Genomic DNA, 17,374 nt, shown 5'->3' with positions numbered 1-17,374 from the left:
GACGGCCCCCATGGATACCACGCAACAAAGGCAGGCCGTCAAAGACGGCCCGCCGGTTTCCGAACAAGAGGACGATTGCCTTACTTCGAAACGTCCTGGCCGAAATATTTGTCGGCGATCTTCTGGTAGGTGCCGTCGGCCTTGATGTCGGCCAGCGCCTTGTTGATGGCCGCGACCAGCTCCGGATCGCCCTTGCGCACGATGACGCCGGAATAGTCGGCATTCTCTTCCTGCGCGGCGATCTTCACATTGGCGTCCGGCTTGTGCTTCTTGAAGTCGAGGAAGGACAGGCTGTCGTTGATGGTGGCGTCGGCGCGGCCGGTGAGCAGAAGCTGGATCGACTGGTCGAAGCCGTCGGTGCCGACGAGCTCGGCGCCATTGGACTCGGCGAGCTTGCCGAAGTTGGAGGTCAGCGACTGCGCCGACTTCTTGCCCTTGAGGTCGGCGAAGGTCTTGATGTCGGTGTTGTCGCCGCGCACGATCAGCACCGCCTTCGAGGCGATGTAGGGATCGGAGAAGTCATACTTGGCCTTGCGCGCATCGGTGATGCCGACCTCGTTGATGACGGCGTCGTAGCGGTTGGCGTCGAGGCCGGCGATCAGCCCGTCCCACTTGCCTTCGAGGAACTCGACCTTGACGCCGAGCTTTTCGGCGATGGCCTTGGCGATCTCGACATCGAAGCCGACCAGGGCGTTGGATTCGTCATGATAGGTGAAGGGCGCGTAGGTGCCTTCGGTGCCGACCTTGATGACGCCCGCCTGCTTGATCTGGTCGAGATTGGCGCCGGCATGCCCGGCCGTGACCGCCAGAATCTGCAACGTTCCAGCGACAAGGAGCGATTTGAGCCATTTCATTTTTCTGTGATCCCGTTTTGACCGGTGCCCCGGCGCGATTGTGAGAGCCGGAAACTGACAGATAGAAGGCCACGAAATAAGGAACCAGATTTCAAAAATCGGCTCTGCCAGAAATCTGATTCTCAAATCACCCGACAATCCGCCAAGCGACATTTCCGGGCCGATAACAAAATGTTCCCGCCGGCAGCATCGGTCCCGCGGGCGGCGGAACCATCGATGCGCCTGACACGTTGCATGGCAGTTGTAGGGCGCGGCGGCGTCTTTTCAACTGCCGTAAGCGCACTCACCGCCAAAAGGAGCCGGCATGATCGAGGACGCGGCAGGACGGACACTGGTCCGGGCGGCAATGAAGGCTCCTTATCTCGAGCGCGACGAGGAGCATGTCCTCGCCTTGCGCTGGAAGGAAGAGAACGACCAGCACGCGTTGCACAGGATCACCGTCGCCCATATGCGCCTGGTCATCTCGATGGCCTCGAAATTCCGCCATTACGGCCTGCCGCTCGGCGATCTTATCCAGGAGGGCCATGTCGGCCTGCTCGAGGCTGCCGCCCGCTTCGAGCCCGCGCGCGAAGTGCGCTTCTCGACCTATGCCACCTGGTGGATCCGCGCCTCCATGCAGGATTACATCCTGCGCAATTGGTCGATCGTGCGCGGCGGCACGAGTTCGGCGCAGAAGGCGCTGTTCTTTAACCTGCGGCGTCTGCGCGCCCGTCTCGCCAACGGCGCCGAGCCGCTCTCAAACGCCTCGCTCTACCGCGAGGTCTCGGCCGCGCTCGGCGTTCCGGAAGCCGACGTGGCGATGATGGATTCACGCCTGTCCTCGCCCGACAGCTCGCTCAACGCGCCTTTGGCCGACGAGAACGGCGCCGCCGAGCGGATGGATTTCCTGGTCTCCGAGGACCCGCTCCCCGACGAGATCGTCGGCGACCGGATCGATATCCAGCGCCGGGCCGTCTGGCTGAAGAGCGCGCTCGGCGCGCTTAACGCCCGCGAGCTTCGCATCATCGAGGAGCGCAGGCTGAGCGACGACGGCGCCACGCTGGAATCGCTTGGCGAGCAGCTCGGCATCTCCAAGGAGCGCGTCCGCCAGATAGAGGCCCGCGCCATGGAAAAGCTGAAGCTGGCCCTTGTGAAGCAGAACCCGGAATTTTTGGCGGAAGCGGCCTGAAGTCAATGTAATCAAAAATCAAAGATGAGAAATTAATTAAATAAGAATATATCGCCGTCGAGGCTATCTTTCCTCGATAATGCGTATTGATTGTGAGCTCTTTAACAGACCGCTGCGCCGCAATCGGGCTTTTTGACGCCTCCAGATCACAACATATGGGGGATTTGCCATGCTGCGATGCTGCGCGCTCCTTGCAGCTCTGTTCTTCATGGGCCTCACGACATTCGAAGCGCACGCCGATCGAAGGGTTGCCCTCGTCATCGGCAATTCCGAGTATCGCGAGATCCCGGCGCTCAAGAATCCGGACAAGGACGCGGACGACGTGTCCAACACGTTCCGGCTGGCCGGCTTCGAGGTGTTCGCCGCCAAGGACCTGACCAGGCTTCAGTTCGAAGAGCGGTTCCGCAACTATCTGGCGGCAGCCGACGGTGCCGATCTCGCGGTCGTCTACTATTCGGGACATGGCTTTCAGATCGGCGGGGAGAATTTCCTGATTCCGGTCGATGCGTCGCTGAAAGATTCGGCCGACATGGAGGTCCAGGCCATCAAGGTCGACGACATACTGCGGCAACTGCGCTCGAGATCGAAGATCCAGATGATCATCCTCGACGCTTGTCGCAACAATCCCTTCCCGCGCAAGGACTATTGGCTGCGCGACCAGTTGATCGTCGCCGGCGACAGCGGACTTGCGCAGTTAACAGGTTCGCAGAACACGCTGATTGCCTATGCCACCGAGCCGGGGGCGGTCGCCTATGACGGCTCAGGCGATCTCAGCCCGTTCTCGTCGTCCTTTTCCCGCCGCGCGCTGGCGCCGGACCAGGAGATACGCTCGGTCATGGCGGCCGTGCGCCGCGACGTGGTCAAGGCCACCAACGGCAAGCAGGTCCCGTGGGAGAACTCCTCGCTGCTCGACGATGTCGTGCTGATGCGCGGGACGGAGCAACCAGAGCCGTCGCCGCCCGACGCGCAGCAGAACGAGCAGGCGGCGGAGCGCGGAATCCAGGTTGCCGATGCCGCCGAAGCGATTGGAAGTCGTGACATCCGCGTCCCGGTCGGCGTCGGCCCGGTTCCATTGAAACTGGAGCTTCCGGCCAAGAATGCATCGATCAGCCTCAAGCTTGCGAGCTACCCGGCGACCGGAACGCTGTCCTTGCCCGGTCGCGTCCTGTCGCCGCAATCGAGCCTGATGGCCGCCGAGGCCGACAATCTGCGCTACGAGCCGCAGATCGGCTCGGCAGCTCCCGTCGAAGTCGGCTTCGAGGTCCGCGTGGGCAACGCCGCGAAGCGGGCGACGATTAAACTGTCGCCGGATGTCGACCCTTGCGACCAGGCCGCCGGCGAGCCGCTCGACCTGCAAGGCGTCGTCCCCGGACGGTTGTCGAACGAGATCGGTGGCGGGGCTCTCGATACCTGCGAGGCGGCGGTGAAGTCCTACCCCGACATTGCGCGCTTCCGTTACGAGCTCGGGCGGGCGCTGCTGGCTGCGGGCAGGATCGACGAGGCCAGGCAAGCGATCCAGGAAGCCGCGGACAAGGGACATATCCGCGCCCTGTTCGCGCTCGGCTCCATCGCCTCGTCCGGAACAGGGACGGCTGTCGATACATCGAAGGCGAACGACCTCTATTCGAAGGCGTCGGACAAGGGAGACCCCTACGCCCTGGCCTCCTGGGGACGCGCCTTGTTCAATGGCCTCGGCGTCGAGCGCGACACCGGCAAGGGCCTCGACCTGCTGCTCCAGGCAGCGGCGATGGGGAATGTCGACGCCATGAAGGAGCTCGCCGTGATCTTCAAGGAAGGCCGCAACGGCGTGCCCGCCGACCCGGCCCGCGCCCTGGCTTTCCTCAAAGCCGGCATGGAGCGGCAAGACGTCTATTCGATGGGCATTCTCGGTCTTCCCGCGCGCACCACCCCCGTGGTCATGGCGTGCAAGGCCCCGAAGGTCATCACGAAGATAAAAGTGGTCCGCGTGCCCGTGTCGAAACCGAAGACCGTCATACGGACAATTCCGAAAGCACCAAAGGTCAAGCCGATGCCGACGGAAACCGGGAGGGCATCCTGGACTGGCAGCAGCCACGCTGCCCCCACCGGCGGCGGCAATACCGGCGATGGCGATGGCGAAGGTGACGGTGGCGACACCGGTAGTGACGGCTTGTGAGGACAACGGCTCCCGGCCCGGGCGATTGTTCAAATAGCCGACGGCGCCTGGTTGGTCCGAATTCGCGGGCCCCTACCTGTCGGTGACGATCTTGACCTTGTCGCCGGACGACACTGTCGCGCCCGGCGACATGGCGTTGAGCACGCGGAACAGGTCGAGCTTGCGGTCGACGCCGACCATCTGCGCGGCGAGCGAGCCCATGGTCTGGCCGGCCTGGACCGTGACGACCCTGATATGCAGCGGCTTCAGCGCCGCCTTCTCGGCTGGGCTCAGCACGCGGAAGGAACCGCTGACCGAGCGCGCCACCGGGTCCAGCGCGGTGCTGGCCGACGGCGCGGCCGTCAGCAGCCTGTAGACCTGCCCGCCGGCGCGGATCACCGCGATGTCGAACTGCCAGCCTTGCGCGCTGGCATGCGCCATCGCCGCCTCGTTGCCGTTGACCGTCTCCTGACGCACGCTGGCGTCTTCGAGACCCGCCACCCAGCCGCTGCGGATGTAATCGGTGAGCGATACCGACTTGTCGATCGCCACGCCGTCGAAACGGATGGCGATGTCGCCCGGCCCGGTCGCGGTGACGGCGGCCGCCGAATTGTCGATGACGAAACCGTCCGGCACGGTGAAGGACACCCCGAGATTGGGATGCATGAAGGTCTGGCCGCGCACATAGCCTTCTTCCGGCGTGTCGCCGTAAAGCAGGCCGTCAATGCCGGCCAGAAATGCGTCGCGGTCGCGCGTGCCGAAGCCGGGCGGGCCGAAATTGCGGGCGAGGCGCTGCGCCAGCTCGATGCGCTGCGGCGTGTTGGGATGCGTCGCCAGGAAGTCGAGGCTGGCGTCGGTGGCACCGCTGACCGAGCGGAAATCCGTATAGGCCGACATCGACTGCAGGAAGCGACCCGCCGCATAGGGATCGTAGCCCGCCTCGCCGATCGACTTGATGCCGATGGCGTCGGCCTGCAGTTCCTGGTTGCGCGAGAATTGCGCGAGCCTGAGCTTGCCGCGGATGAGCGCCGCCTTGGCCGTCGGGCTGTCGCCGAGCACATCGGAGACCACCTTGGTCGCCAGGCCTTCCTCGGCTTCGAGCTGCTGCCGCTGCAGGCCGTGATTCGCGGTGACGTGGCCCATCTCATGCGCGATGACGGCGGCAAGCTCCGAGGAATCGTTGGCCAGCGCCAGCAAGCCGCGCGTCACATAGAGATAGCCGCCCGGCAGCGCGAAGGCGTTGACGTTGGGTGAGTTGAGGATGGTGATGCGATAGGTCTGGGTAGGGTTCGCCGACACCACCGTCAGATTGCCGACGACCTTGGCCACCATGCGTTCGAGCCGGGGGTCGGAATATTCGCCGCCATAGGTGGCGAGAATCCGCGGATGCTGCGCCTTCGCCATCTCGGCGAGCTTGGCGTTGGCGACGACATTGTCGACGGTGATCGGCTTGTCGGAAGGCTGGAAGCCGCTCTCCTGCACGTCCGGCGGCGTGAACATCTGGCAGCTGGCCAGCACGGCAACGCTCGCCAGCGCGAGAAATCGTGCCAGCGGCCTCATCCAAACCTTCTCAGCGCCGGTCGACAGATCGGCTTCCTTTCGAACTCTTTCGGCAAATCGCGGCCCAGCCGGACCAGCATGGCCGGACCTAGCCACACTCCCCCGGACAAGGCAAGCAAACGCCGGATCGCCCGCAGCCGGTTTGGCCGTAAATTATGTCCGCTTCCGGGCAATATGTTGTGATCCGGCAACGGTGCCGCCTCGATCGCCGATATAGCGCCGGAAGGCGTCCGGTCCAGACCGATCGAAGAAATCATCGGCCGGCCCGGTTGCCGCGATCGTGCCTTCGTCGAGAAATGCCACGTCCTGGCCGATGCGGCGCGCATCTTCCGGCTGATGGGTGACGAACAGCACCGTCATGTCGCGCTCGGCATGGATGCCGGCCATGAGGTCGAGCATGTCGTCGCGCAGCGCCGGACCGAGCGACGCGAAAGGTTCGTCGAGCAGCAAGACGGGCCGGTCGCGCAGCAGCACCCGCGCCAGCGCCACGCGTTGCCGCTCGCCGCCGGAGAGCTCGCGCGGCAGCCGCCTTTCCTTGCCCGCAAGACCGACCCGCGCCAGCGCCTTGGCGACGGCGGCGCGATCGGCATCGCCGAGTTTGAGTGATGGCGAGCGGCCGAGCCCGACATTGGCTTCGACCGAAAGATGCGCGAACAAATTGTTTTCCTGGAACACCATCGACACCGGCCGCGCCGAAGGCGGCGAGTTGCCGAGATCGGCGCCGCCGATCAGCACCTTGCCCGCATCGGGCGTTTCGAAGCCGGCTATCAGATTGAGCAGCGTCGACTTGCCGGAGCCGCTCGGTCCCATGATGGCGGTGATCCTGCCGGCCGCGAATTCGGCGTCGAAACTGAAGGAGGATTCGCCATAGCTGAACGAGACGCCATCCAGAGCGACGGTAAGGCCCTTTTGCGCGGCGGCGCCGTCGATGCTCATTGTCGTGACTTTCCTTCCCGCCCCAGCCAGTCGGCGGCGACCACCAGCATCAGGCAGACGAGGCCGAGCAGCAAGGCAAGTCCCGCGGCGTCGGCTGTCCGGTAGCTGCCCATGCGCGCCAAAAGCAGATAGGGCAAGGTCTGCACGGAATCGCTGCCGAACAGCGCGATCACGCCGAGATCGCCGAGCGACAGCGCCATGGCGAAGGCAAAGCCGGTGGCCAGGGGCCGCCTAAGCGACGGCCAGTCGACCAGGCTGAGCCGGGTCCAGCCGGATATGCCGAGCGCCAGGCAAAGCCGCTCGTGGCGCTCGCTCGCCGCGTCATAGGCCGGGCGAATGGCGCGGATGGCGAAAGGCATCGCCATCACCGCGTTGACGGCGACGACCATGGCCGGCGCGACGGCGAAGACATCGGTGACGTGGCGCAGCGCCAGGAACCAGCCGGCGCCAAGGACGATCGGCGGCACGACCAGCACGAAGCCGGCACCGGTGTCGGCGGCATGTTCGAGCAGGCCCACGGCGCCGCCTGCCTGGCGCCGCAGGGCCAGCGCGCGCCGCGCCGCGATCAGCGCCAGCGACAACGTCACGCTGAGCAGCGCCGCAAGCAGGGCGAGGCCCGCGCTGGTCAACGTCGCGCGGCGCACCGCCGCTTCACCCGCCAATCGGCCGAGATCGGCCTGAAAGCCCGAAAGCACGATCGCCAGCATCGGTCCGGCGACGAACAACAGGGCCAGCGCGATGAGGCCGGCGTTCAGCACGCTTTCGGTCCGTCCCGCCGAAAGGTAGCGGCGTGGCGCCACCGGCAGATTGGCATCGCCGACTGTGTTGGCGCCGAGCCGCGTGAGCGCGACCACCACGACGAAGGTGAGCGCGATCTGCAGCAGCGTCAGCACCACGGCGCGCGCGGGATCGAAATCGAAGCGCAGCGCCTGGTAGATGGCGACCTCCAGCGTCGTCGCGGCCGGACCTCCGCCCAGCGTCAGCACGATGGTGAAGGAGGTGGTGCAGAGCATGAAGACCAGCCCGGCGATCCCCGGCAAAGCCGCGCGCAGCACCGGCCATTCGACCAGCCGGAAGGCCGGCCGGGCGCCCATGCCGAGCTGACTCGCCAGCCGCCACTGGTCGGCGGGAACGGTGCCCAGCGCCTCGAGGAAGAGGCGCGTAGCCAAGGGCAGGTTGAAGAAGACATGCGCCACAAGGATGCCGGAGAGGCCGTAGATCCCCGGCCAATCCCCGCCGCCAAGCCCGGCGAAGACGCCGGCAAAGTACCCGGCGCGACCATAGAGCGCCAATATGCCGAGCGCGGCGACGATCGCCGGCAAGGCCAGCGGCACGGTGAACAATTGCAGGATAAGGCGACGCCCGGGAAAAGCCGGATGTCTCGACAATGCGCGCGCGACCAGCAGCGCGGGCGCGACCGACAGCAGCGTCGAGAGAGCCGCCTGCCACAGCGTGAAGCGGGCGACGCGCAAGAGATAACTGTCGAAGGCGGCGGCAGCGCCGGAGAGATCCTGCGCGCCTTCGAGGACGAGGCCGGCGAAGGCGCCGCCAATGAGGATGGCAATGGCTGCTAGTGCGATGACGCCGGCGTTGACGCGGGAGTCCCTGAGATGAGGCGATGGCATTCCGCCTAACCAAACAGCAGTTTGGTTTGAACGGAACGATTATCGGCGTCGTGTTCCCGCCCACCCCCCTCTGGCCTGCCGGCAATCTCCCCCGCAAGGGGGGAGATTGGCAGCTTCGATCGCCGCGCCACTCTTGCAGCGTGGGAGTTTGGCGAAACCGACAGAGCGCTTGATCTCCCCCCCTGCGGGGGAGATGGCCGGCAGGCCAGAGGGGGGTGTTCAAGCGCCATCTCGCAGCCTACTTGCTCATCACACCCAGCCACTCATCCACCCACGCCTTGCGGTTGGCGGCAACCTCCTGCGGGCTGAACAGCAAGGTCTTGGTCGGCTTGACCAGCTTGTCGAAGGCCGGGTTGAGCGGCTTGTCCGTCTTGCCGGCCGGGAACATCCAGTTGGTCTCCGGAATGACGTCCTGGAATTTCGGTCCGGTCATGAAGGCGATGAATTTTTGCGCCAGCGGGTTCTTCGCGCCCGTCGTGGTGATGCCGGCAACCTCGATCTGCAGGTACTCGCCTTCCTCGAACGAGGCCGCCTGGTAGCGCTCGGTGTTCTCGGCCACCATGTGATAGGCCGGCGAGGTGGTGTAGGAGAGCACCATCGGCGCCTCGCCTTTGGTGAACAGGCCATAGGCCTCGCTCCAGCCCGGTGTCACCGTCAGCACCTTCGTCTTGAGCTTTGCCCAGGCCTCCGGCGCCTTGTCGCCATAGACGGACTTCACCCACAAGAGCAGGCCTAGGCCGGGCGTCGAGGTGCGCGGATCCTGGATGACGATCTTGTCCGTGTCGGCGCCCTCCACCAGGTCCTTCAGGCTCTTGGGCGGGGTCTTCAGTTTTTGTGTGTCATAGACGACGGCGAAGTAGCCATAGTCGAAGGGCACAAAAGTGTCGTCGCTCCAGCCGCCAGGCACACTGATGCCGGAGACTTCGCCATGCGGCGCGAACAGGCCGCTCGCCTTGGCGTCCGCCGTCAGGTTGGTGTCGAGGCCGAGCACGATATCGGCCTTGGTGCCGGCGCCTTCGAGCTTGACGCGGTTGAGCAGGGCGACACCGTCGGCGACCGAGACGAATTCGAGATCGCAGCCGCATTCGGCCTCGAACTCCTTCTTGACGGCCGGGCCGGGCCCCCAATCGGCGGTGAAGCTCTCATAGGTATAGACGGTGAGCTTGTCCTTGGCCTCGGCAGGCGCGACGCCCGCCAGAAGCGAGACAAGACCGGTTGCCAGAACTAGACGAGACAGTATCGAGCGCATCGGCGCCTCCTTCGTTCGAGTGACAAGGAATTGAGGCGCCGGATGGTCCGAAACGTCTAATCCCTCCGCCGGTACAAACCGGATCAGGTTCAGCGGGTTGGCTTGATCGCCTCTCAGCCGGATCACGTCCGGCACCCCGTTAGAGCGTTTCGACAGATAGGCCCCGCCGAAGCGGCGCGCAAGCGGAAGTTTGCCGGGCAGCTAATGTTCGCGGCAGCAGGCGCGCAACCGAAGCGCGGGCCGTCCGGCTTCCGTTTCGCTTGGAGGGCTGGTAAGGGCCACGGCCATGGGCACATTCACCATCCTGCTTGGCGGCGAGCTTACCCGCACACCCCGGCTCGAACGCCAGATCGAAGGTTCGCGCGTCATCGCCGCCGACGCCGGCATCGGCCATGCCCGGATGCTTGGCCTGGTGCCGGAGCTTTGGGTCGGCGATTTCGACTCGGTGCCGGCGAACCTGCCGGATGATCTCGCCGCCGTGCCGCGAAAAGTCTTTCCGGCCGAGAAGGACATGACCGATGGCGAGCTCGCCATAGCGGAAGCGCTCCAGCGCGGCGCCACCAGCCTGGTGTTGGCCGGCGCCTTCGGCGGCAAGCGCGCCGACCATGCTTTCCTGCACCTGGCGCTTGCGCTTCGGCTGGCAGAGGCCGGCACCGAGGTCTTGCTGACCAGCGGCGCGCAGGAAGGCGTTCCCATCCTGCCGGGCGGAGCCGCCTTCGACTATGCCGACGGCACCTTGTTTTCGGTGCTCGGCTTCTCCGATCTCGCCGGCCTGACGGTGACCGGCGCCAAATGGCCGCTCGACCGCGTCGAGGTGGCGTTCGGCTCCTCGCTCACTATATCAAACGAGGTCAAAGGGCGGCTCGGCATCGCGCTGGAGCGCGGCCGAGCGCTGCTTCTGGCCCACCCCTATCCTCTTCCCGAAAGCTGACATGGCGCCGCCACTCCTCAATCTCGACGGCATTAAACTGACCTTCGGCGGCACCCCGCTGCTCGACGGCGCGGCGCTTAGCGCATCCGCCGGCGAGAAGATCGCGCTGGTCGGACGCAACGGCTCGGGCAAGTCGACGCTGCTCAAGATCGCCGCCGGGATGATCGAGCCGCAGGACGGCGAGGTGTTCCGCCAGCCTTCGGCGACCGTCCGCTATCTGCCGCAGATGCCGGATATGGACGGCTTCGCCGACGTGCGCGCCTATGTCGAGGCCGGCCTCGGCCCGGCCGACGATCCGCATCGCGCCACCTATCTGATGGAGCATCTCGGCCTGACCGGCGAGGAACGGCCGAACGACCTTTCCGGCGGCGAGGCGCGGCGCGCCGCGCTTGCCCGCGTCATGGCGCCGGAGCCCGATATCCTGCTGCTCGACGAGCCGACCAACCATCTCGACCTGTCGGTCATCGAATGGCTGGAAGAAGAGCTCGCCCGCACCTCGTCGGCCGTCATCCTGATCTCGCATGACCGCCGCTTTCTCGAGCGCGTCACGCGCGCCACCGTCTGGCTCGACCGCGGCCAGACACGGCGGCTGGACAAGGGCTTTGCCCATTTCGAGGAATGGCGCGACCAGGTGCTGGAAGAGGAAGAGCGCGAGCAGCACAAGCTCGGCCGCCAGATCGTGCGCGAGGAGCACTGGCTGCGCTATGGCGTGACCGCCAGGCGAAAGCGCAACATGCGTCGCCTTGGCGAACTGCAGACCATGCGCCAGCGCTTCCGCGGCCATCGCGGCGCCGAGGGAACCGCCACCATGGTGGCCAGCGATGCAGCCGAATCCGGCAAGCTGGTGATCGAGGCCAAGGGCATCGACAAGAGCTTTGGCGACCTCACCGTGGTCAAGGGTTTCTCGACCCGCATCCAGCGCGGCGACCGCGTCGGCCTGGTCGGCCCGAACGGCGCCGGCAAGACGACATTGTTGAAGATGCTGACCGGCGAGCTGGCGCCGGACGCGGGTATGGTGCGCCTCGGCGTCAATCTTGAGATCGCGACGCTCGACCAGAAGCGCGAGGCCGTCGACCCGCAGGAGACGCTGGCGCATTACCTGACCGACGGGCGCGGTGAGAACCTTGTTGTCAATGGCGAGCAGCGCCACGTCGTCTCCTACATGAAGGATTTCCTGTTCAAGCCGGAGCAGGCGCGCACGCCTGTGCGCGAGCTTTCCGGCGGCGAGCGCGCGCGGCTGCTTCTGGCCCGCGTTCTGGCGCGGCCGGCGAACCTTCTGGTGCTCGATGAGCCGACCAACGATCTCGACATGGAGACGCTGGAGCTGCTGCAGGAACTGGTCGCCGGTTTTGCCGGAACCGTGATCCTGGTCAGCCACGACCGCGACTTCCTCGACCGCACCGTCACCAGCGTGATCGCGCCGGACGGCGGCGGGCGCTGGATCGAATATGCCGGCGGCTATACCGATATGCTGACGCAGCGCGGCGGCTCGAAGCTGGAAGACCGCAAGGCGAGGTCGAAAGCCGAGGCGAGTGAGGCTGGATCGAAAGCCGAACAGGCAGCACCCAAAGGCCCCGCCAAAAAGCTCTCGTTCAAGCAGAAATTCGCGCTGGACTCGCTGCCCAAGAAGATCGAGGCGGTGACGGCCTCAATCTCGCGGCTGGAGAACAACATCGCCGACCCGTCCTTCTACGAGCGCGACCCGGCCTCGTTCCAGAAGACCATCGCCGCGCTCGACAAGGAGCGGACAACGCTGGCCGCGCTCGAGGAAGAGTGGCTGGAGCTGGAGATGCTGCGGGAAGAGATGGAGGGCTGAGGAGCTTGCTTGCACGCAGGTATGCGCCTATTTTATGCGCATGAAGAGGTAGGCCATGCTCCATTCAACTGCAAAACCGCAACGCAAATCGGTCAACACCTCGATTGATTCCAGATTGATCGAGGAGGCCAAGGCATTGGGCATCAACATGTCCCGTGCTGCCGAGCAAGGGATCGCCAAGGCAATTTCTGCCGAGAAAACGCGTCGCTGGCAGGAAGAAAACAAGGAAGCGCTTGAAAGCTCCAACGAATATGTCAAACGCAACGGTCTGCCTTTAGCCAAGCACCGGCTGTTTTGATGGCCCGTTATGATTTCTATCGGAGCGCAGGAAGCGACGGTTATCTCCTCGATATCCAGTCCGACATACTGGAACACCTCGACACCAGCGTCGTCGTTCCGCTTCTGCCGCCCAACATCGCACCGTTGCCGGCGCGCAGGCTAAATCCGATCTTCAGAATCGATGGCAAAGACCACGTGATGGTCACCCAATTCATTTCGGCTGTAATGGCTTCGGAATTGCGGGCGGCAGAAGGAAACCTCGCAAGACATCACGATGAGATCGTCGCCGCTCTCGACATGCTCTTTCAGGGCTTCTGAGCGGTAGCTCAAGACCGCCGCTGTTCCTCACCCCGACGTCTTCGCCGCCCAGGCCTTCAGCGCCTCGTCGAACACCTTCTCGCCGGGAATGCCCTTTTCCATGGTGAGCAGCGCACGGCGTCCGGTCTTGTAGACCACCGGCACGTCGATCCAGTCCTGGCCCCGAAGCAGTGTCAGGTTGGCGTCCTGGTCGGCCTTGTTGTCGTTGAGCGCCACGAGGAAGAAGCCGTCGCCGATCTTGGCCGGGAGGCCGATCAGCGGGCTGCCGGCGTCTTGCTCCGAGCTCTTCATGGCGATGCGCAGAAGGCCGTCGACGCCGCCGCCGTCGAAGTCTTTCGGCGTCAGGAAGATCATCTCGATGATGTGGCTGGCCGGCAGCGTCTGGTCGGTGTTGCGCCGGATCGTCATGCGCAGCTGGATATTCTTGCCGGGGATCGTCGCCTCGGCGCGGATCGCCGGTTCGGGCGGCAGATCGCCGCCGGGCGATTCCTGCACCAGCGACCAGACGATGCTGCCGGGCTCGGCCGTGCCCTGCTGCGTGCTGGTGCGCTCCTCATAGAAGATCGCCTTCTGACCGACCGGCACGGTCGCCTCGGCAGTCGTCGGCGCGGGCGCGGCCGGTGTCGTGCCTGCGGCCGGCGGCGTTGTCCCCGCCGCCGGTGGCGTGGCGCCGGCCGCGGGCTGCGTTGCCGCGTCAGCCGCGGGCGGCGTCGAATTGGCGGCGCCGGTCGGAGCCGGCGTTGCGGCAGGCGCCTCGGGCGTTTGCGTGGCCGGAGCAGGCGGTGTCGTCACCGGCGCCGTCGGTGGCCGCGAGGTCAGCGCCGCGACGGATTCGCCTTCGCCGATCGTGGCCTGTCCGCCGGCCGGGCCGGGATCGGTCTCCTTGCCTTCGGGCGTCAGGCGTTGCGTGAACTTGGCGGTGTCGGCCGGCTCGCTGGCGCCGGGCGCAGCCGGCGCGGCCGCCGTCTCCGTCGCCGGCTTGGCCGGAGCCGGCTTGACCAGCGGCTCGGTCGAGACCGTCTTGCTGCCACCGCCGCCGGGGCCGAAAAGCGAGCCGAATGCATTCTTGTTCAGCCATATGCCGTAGCCGCCGCCGGCCAGCACCAGGAGCGCGATGACGGCTGCGATCAAGCCGCCATAGCTGCGCTTGCGTTCCTGCCGCTGTGGCCGCAGGCGCTGGAAGGTATCGGCCGCGGGCTGCTCGTCATTGGCAAAGACATCGCCGCCGTCATCGGCATCGTCCATGCCCGCCAGGCCTACATCGTCCTCGCGCGGCGACGGCATCGGCGGCGTCGCCTTCTGCCAGGCTGGTTCGGCCTTTGGCGCGGTCTGCCAGTTCGGCTCCGTCCTTGCCGTGTTCTGCCACGCCGGCTCGGCTTTCACGGGGTTTTGCCGCGCGGGCTCCGCCTTCGGCGCGCTTTGCCAGCTTGGTTCCGTCCTGGCGGGCGCGGGCGCCGGCCTGAACGGTTCGGATCTGAACGAATCGGGCTTGGCAGGCTCAGGCGCCGCCGGCTGGCGGGAATGGCTCGGCTGGTTCTTGTTGCGGTCGATGGAGGAGAAAATATGCTCCAGCTCCGCCAGCGGATCCTCGGCCGGAACGCGTTTGGCATATTCGCGCTCGACGCTGGAGATTGCATCTTCCAGCGAGCGCTTCTGCTTGCTGACGACATCGGGCGCAAGCGGCGGGGAATACTCGGCGAGCTTCTTCGCCAGCACCGCGCGGGCACCATCGTATATCTGCTTGCGCACCTCGAACGAAGGGTCCACCTTCTTGTCGATCTGCTTTTTCAGAACACTAACGAAATCTGCCATGCGTCAGGTGACCTGCATTCTTTTCCCGCCGGCCGCAAATCAGCCGTAACGCCGGGAAGGGCTGTGAAACTAGTCTTGAAACGGATCGGTCACAAGTATTGTGTCGTCCCGCTCGGGGCTGGTGGAGAGCAACGCCACCGGGGCGCCGATCAGCTCCTCGATATAGCGGACATATTTGACGGCTTGCGCCGGCAAATCGTTCCAGCTTCTGGCGCCGGCCGTGGTTCCCTTCCAGCCTTCGAGCGTCTCGTAGATGGGCTCGACCCGCGCTTGCGCGCCCTGGCTGGCCGGCAGGTAATCGATCGTCTCGCCGTCGAGGCGATAGCCCGTGCAGACCTTGATCTCGTCCAGCCCGTCGAGCACGTCGAGCTTCGTCAGAGCGATGCCCTTGATGCCGTTGACGGCGACGGCCTGGCGCACCAGCACGGCGTCGAACCAGCCGCAGCGGCGCTTGCGGCCGGTGACCACGCCGAACTCATGGCCGCGCGTGCCGAGGAACTCGCCGATCTCGTTCTTCTGTTCGGTCGGGAACGGTCCCTCGCCGACGCGCGTCGTGTAGGCCTTGGTGATGCCGAGCACATAACCGATGACGCCGGGGCCCACGCCCGAGCCGGCAGCCGCCTGTCCGGCCACGGTGTTGGACGAGGTGACGAAGGGATAGGTGCCGTGGTCGATGTCGAGTAGCGTGCCCTGCGCGCCCTCGAACAGGATGCGCTCGCCGGCGCGACGCTTGTCGTCGAGCACCTTCCAGACGCGGTCCATGTAGGGCAGGATCTCGGCGGCCACCGAGGTCAGCTCCTGCATGATCGCCTCATGCGTCACTTCCGCATGGCCGAGCCCGCGGCGCAGCGCGTTGTGGTGCGTCAGCAGCCTGTCGACCTTCAAGGGGAGCGTTTCCAAATCCGCCAAATCCATCACCCGCACCGCGCGCCGTCCCACCTTGTCCTCATAGGCGGGGCCGATGCCGCGGCGGGTCGTGCCTATCTTGGTTCCGGAATTCGAGGCGGCGTCTTCGCGGAATCCGTCCAGCTCCCGGTGCAGCGACAGGATAAGCGCGGTGTTTTCGGCTATTTTCAGGCGCTCCGGCGTGACCTCCACGCCCTGCTCCTTGAGCTTCTTGGCTTCGGCGACGAAGGCATGCGGATCGAACACCACGCCATTGCCGATGATCGAAAGCTTGCCTTCCCGCACCACGCCCGAGGGCAGCAGCGACAGCTTGTAGACCTTGCCGTCGACGACCAGCGTATGGCCGGCATTGTGGCCGCCCTGGAAGCGCACGACCACATCGGCCCGTTCCGACAGCCAGTCGACGATCTTGCCCTTGCCTTCGTCGCCCCATTGCGAGCCGACGACCACCACATTGGCCATGTTCTTTTCCCTTGAAATGCCGCGCGGGCAGCCTGAAACGACAGGCCTCTATAGCGTCTAGCGCAGGCGGGCGCGACCCTTTCTTTGCCGCCGAAACCATCCTTGGAGCATGACCCCGAACCGAAGGTCAGCGAACCCAAAAAGCGGGAACCGGCTTTCGCAAGTGACCATGCCCCCCATACAGGAGTTGGATCAAAATGACGCCGCCGGCGAAACGTCAACCTGATCCAGGCACAACAAATTCCGGCTTTCGCATCATTTACTTGCCACCGCCGCCACTCTAGGCAGGCCTGAACCCTCGAATACCTGCAGGGCCGGAACCTCCATGCACCGAGCCGCCTATCTGTTCCTTCTGTCGACCATGCTCCTGTGGGGCGGCAATTCGGTGGCGGGCAAGCTTGCCGTCGGCCATGTCTCGCCGATGACGCTGGTGTTCCTGCGCTGGGTGATGGCGGTGCTGATCCTGCTGCCCGTCGGCTGGCGGACGCTGCGTGAGGATTGGCCTGAAGTGCGCAGGCACTGGAAGCTGCTTGCCGGCCTCGGCGCTTGCGGCTTCACCATCTTCAACGTCATCTTCTACACGGCGCTCAACTACACCACCGCCATCAACGTCTCGATCGAGCAGGCAGCCATCCCGATCGTCATCATCCTTGCCAATTTCGTGCTGTTCAGGCTGCGTGTGCAGCCTCTGCAGGTCGTCGGCGTCGTCCTCACCATCGCCGGCGTCGCGCTGACCGCAAGCCATGGCGATCTCGGCCAGCTCTTGAAGCTCGATCTCAACTTCGGCGACGCCATCATGCTTGTCGCGGTGCTTTGCTACAGCCTCTATTCGGTGGGACTGCGCCTCAAGCCGGCAATCCGCTGGCAAAGTTTCATGCTGGCGCTGTCGATCGCCGCGCTGCTGGTCTCCCTGCCCTTCTTCGTCTGGGAGGTCGCGTCTGGCCGCGTCATCGTGCCGGACGCGCGTGGATGGGCGCTCACGCTCTACACGGCGCTCGGCGCTTCGGTCGTCTCGCAGGTCCTCTACATCAAGGGCAACGAATTGATCGGCGCCAACCGCGCCGGCCTGTTCATCAACCTGGTGCCGATCTTCGGCACGCTGCTTTCGGTGCTGATCGTCGGCGAGCAGTTTCAGGCCTATCAGGCTTTCGCGCTGGCGCTTGTCCTCGGCGGCATTGCGCTTGCCGAGTACAGCGGCAGCCGAGCAGCGCTGCAGACGGGATGATATCCCTCTCATCATATGCCAAGCAGTCGCCAACAACTTCTATCCTATTAAGGATATTGATATTTTCGATATACCAGAAGCTGCGGCGCCATTGACTCT

14 protein-coding genes and 1 riboswitch are annotated in these 17,374 nt (G+C 65.1%); of the genes, 7 read left to right on the top strand and 7 right to left on the bottom strand.

Annotation, left to right across the window (positions count from 1 at the left end; genetic code table 11):
- Positions 1-80 precede the first annotated feature (80 nt).
- The gene (locus tag FJ956_RS21375) at positions 81-854 is read right to left on the bottom strand and encodes an amino acid ABC transporter substrate-binding protein (protein WP_140678942.1); all 774 of its coding nucleotides are present in this window, start codon (positions 852-854) and stop codon (positions 81-83) included.
- 304 nt (positions 855-1,158) lie between these two features.
- Here FJ956_RS21375 and FJ956_RS21370 point away from each other — a divergent pair, with 304 nt between their 5' ends.
- Together FJ956_RS21370 and FJ956_RS21365 are read left to right on the top strand one after the other, a co-directional pair.
- Positions 1,159-2,022, top strand: a complete 864-nt coding sequence (locus FJ956_RS21370) for an RNA polymerase factor sigma-32 (protein ID WP_140678940.1) — start codon at positions 1,159-1,161, stop codon at positions 2,020-2,022.
- A 169-nt stretch (positions 2,023-2,191) separates the two neighbouring features.
- Positions 2,192-4,177: a caspase family protein gene (locus FJ956_RS21365; protein ID WP_140678938.1), complete on the top strand. Its 1,986-nt coding sequence runs from the start codon at positions 2,192-2,194 to the stop codon at positions 4,175-4,177.
- Positions 4,178-4,249: 72 nt separating this feature from the next.
- On the opposite strand, the gene FJ956_RS21360 is transcribed toward FJ956_RS21365, so the two are convergent.
- From FJ956_RS21360 to thiB, 4 genes are all read right to left on the bottom strand, one after another.
- The gene (locus tag FJ956_RS21360; protein ID WP_140678936.1) at positions 4,250-5,716 is read right to left on the bottom strand and encodes a M48 family metalloprotease; all 1,467 of its coding nucleotides are present in this window, start codon (positions 5,714-5,716) and stop codon (positions 4,250-4,252) included.
- Between the two features lie 153 nt (positions 5,717-5,869).
- The gene (thiQ, locus tag FJ956_RS21355; RefSeq protein ID WP_140678934.1) at positions 5,870-6,652 is read right to left on the bottom strand and encodes a thiamine ABC transporter ATP-binding protein; all 783 of its coding nucleotides are present in this window, start codon (positions 6,650-6,652) and stop codon (positions 5,870-5,872) included.
- Complete coding sequence (gene thiP, locus FJ956_RS21350; RefSeq protein WP_140678932.1) at positions 6,649-8,277, bottom strand: thiamine/thiamine pyrophosphate ABC transporter permease; 1,629 nt, start codon at positions 8,275-8,277, stop codon at positions 6,649-6,651. Before thiP ends, thiQ begins: the two co-directional genes overlap by 4 nt.
- A 238-nt stretch (positions 8,278-8,515) precedes the next feature.
- Complete coding sequence (thiB, locus tag FJ956_RS21340; protein WP_140678930.1) at positions 8,516-9,526, bottom strand: thiamine ABC transporter substrate binding subunit; 1,011 nt, start codon at positions 9,524-9,526, stop codon at positions 8,516-8,518.
- Between the two features lie 43 nt (positions 9,527-9,569).
- Positions 9,570-9,675: riboswitch (TPP riboswitch) on the bottom strand.
- Between the two features lie 137 nt (positions 9,676-9,812).
- On the opposite strand from thiB, the gene FJ956_RS21335 reads away from it, so the two are divergent.
- From FJ956_RS21335 to FJ956_RS21320, 4 genes are read left to right on the top strand one after another with little or no spacing between them, the layout of a single operon-like run.
- The gene (locus tag FJ956_RS21335) at positions 9,813-10,457 is read left to right on the top strand and encodes a thiamine diphosphokinase (protein ID WP_140678928.1); all 645 of its coding nucleotides are present in this window, start codon (positions 9,813-9,815) and stop codon (positions 10,455-10,457) included.
- A 1-nt stretch (position 10,458) separates the two neighbouring features.
- On the top strand, positions 10,459-12,273 hold the full coding sequence (locus tag FJ956_RS21330) for an ABC-F family ATP-binding cassette domain-containing protein (protein WP_140678926.1): 1,815 nt from the start codon (positions 10,459-10,461) through the stop codon (positions 12,271-12,273).
- A 55-nt stretch (positions 12,274-12,328) separates the two neighbouring features.
- Complete coding sequence (locus tag FJ956_RS21325) at positions 12,329-12,571, top strand: type II toxin-antitoxin system CcdA family antitoxin (protein ID WP_140645840.1); 243 nt, start codon at positions 12,329-12,331, stop codon at positions 12,569-12,571.
- Positions 12,571-12,870: a CcdB family protein gene (locus tag FJ956_RS21320; RefSeq protein WP_140678924.1), complete on the top strand. Its 300-nt coding sequence runs from the start codon at positions 12,571-12,573 to the stop codon at positions 12,868-12,870. Before FJ956_RS21325 ends, FJ956_RS21320 begins: the two co-directional genes overlap by 1 nt.
- A gap of 27 nt (positions 12,871-12,897) precedes the next feature.
- On the opposite strand, the gene FJ956_RS21315 is transcribed toward FJ956_RS21320, so the two are convergent.
- Both FJ956_RS21315 and FJ956_RS21310 read right to left on the bottom strand, forming a co-directional pair.
- On the bottom strand, positions 12,898-14,682 hold the full coding sequence (locus FJ956_RS21315) for a hypothetical protein (RefSeq protein WP_140678922.1): 1,785 nt from the start codon (positions 14,680-14,682) through the stop codon (positions 12,898-12,900).
- A 69-nt stretch (positions 14,683-14,751) separates the two neighbouring features.
- Entirely contained in the window at positions 14,752-16,050 is a 1,299-nt protein-coding gene (locus FJ956_RS21310) for an adenylosuccinate synthase (RefSeq protein ID WP_140678920.1), read from the bottom strand.
- A gap of 325 nt (positions 16,051-16,375) precedes the next feature.
- Between FJ956_RS21310 and FJ956_RS21305 the strand changes: the two genes are divergently transcribed.
- On the top strand, positions 16,376-17,275 hold the full coding sequence (locus tag FJ956_RS21305; protein WP_140678918.1) for a DMT family transporter: 900 nt from the start codon (positions 16,376-16,378) through the stop codon (positions 17,273-17,275).
- Positions 17,276-17,374: the final 99 nt, after the last annotated feature.

It is taken from the genome of Mesorhizobium sp. B2-4-3 (genome assembly GCF_006442815.1).
Lineage (GTDB): Bacteria > Pseudomonadota > Alphaproteobacteria > Rhizobiales > Rhizobiaceae > Mesorhizobium.
The sequence above is the reverse complement of the archived record's forward strand: the minus strand, read 5'-3'. Positions and strand labels throughout refer to the sequence as shown.

Bases quoted from the DNA above. Each gene is read 5' to 3' on its own strand.
- thiQ (WP_140678934.1), bottom strand. From the start codon at position 6,652: ATGAGCATCGACGGCGCCGCCGCGCAAAAGGGCCTTACCGTCGCTCTG.
- thiP (WP_140678932.1), bottom strand. From the start codon at position 8,277: ATGCCATCGCCTCATCTCAGGGACTCCCGCGTCAACGCCGGCGTCATC.
- FJ956_RS21305 (WP_140678918.1), top strand. From the start codon at position 16,376: ATGCACCGAGCCGCCTATCTGTTCCTTCTGTCGACCATGCTCCTGTGG.
- FJ956_RS21360 (WP_140678936.1), bottom strand. From the start codon at position 5,716: ATGAGGCCGCTGGCACGATTTCTCGCGCTGGCGAGCGTTGCCGTGCTG.
- FJ956_RS21310 (WP_140678920.1), bottom strand. From the start codon at position 16,050: ATGGCCAATGTGGTGGTCGTCGGCTCGCAATGGGGCGACGAAGGCAAG.
- FJ956_RS21315 (WP_140678922.1), bottom strand. From the start codon at position 14,682: ATGGCAGATTTCGTTAGTGTTCTGAAAAAGCAGATCGACAAGAAGGTG.
- FJ956_RS21325 (WP_140645840.1), top strand. From the start codon at position 12,329: ATGCTCCATTCAACTGCAAAACCGCAACGCAAATCGGTCAACACCTCG.
- FJ956_RS21365 (WP_140678938.1), top strand. From the start codon at position 2,192: ATGCTGCGATGCTGCGCGCTCCTTGCAGCTCTGTTCTTCATGGGCCTC.
- FJ956_RS21370 (WP_140678940.1), top strand. From the start codon at position 1,159: ATGATCGAGGACGCGGCAGGACGGACACTGGTCCGGGCGGCAATGAAG.
- FJ956_RS21375 (WP_140678942.1), bottom strand. From the start codon at position 854: ATGAAATGGCTCAAATCGCTCCTTGTCGCTGGAACGTTGCAGATTCTG.
- FJ956_RS21330 (WP_140678926.1), top strand. From the start codon at position 10,459: ATGGCGCCGCCACTCCTCAATCTCGACGGCATTAAACTGACCTTCGGC.
- FJ956_RS21320 (WP_140678924.1), top strand. From the start codon at position 12,571: ATGGCCCGTTATGATTTCTATCGGAGCGCAGGAAGCGACGGTTATCTC.
- FJ956_RS21335 (WP_140678928.1), top strand. From the start codon at position 9,813: ATGGGCACATTCACCATCCTGCTTGGCGGCGAGCTTACCCGCACACCC.
- thiB (WP_140678930.1), bottom strand. From the start codon at position 9,526: ATGCGCTCGATACTGTCTCGTCTAGTTCTGGCAACCGGTCTTGTCTCG.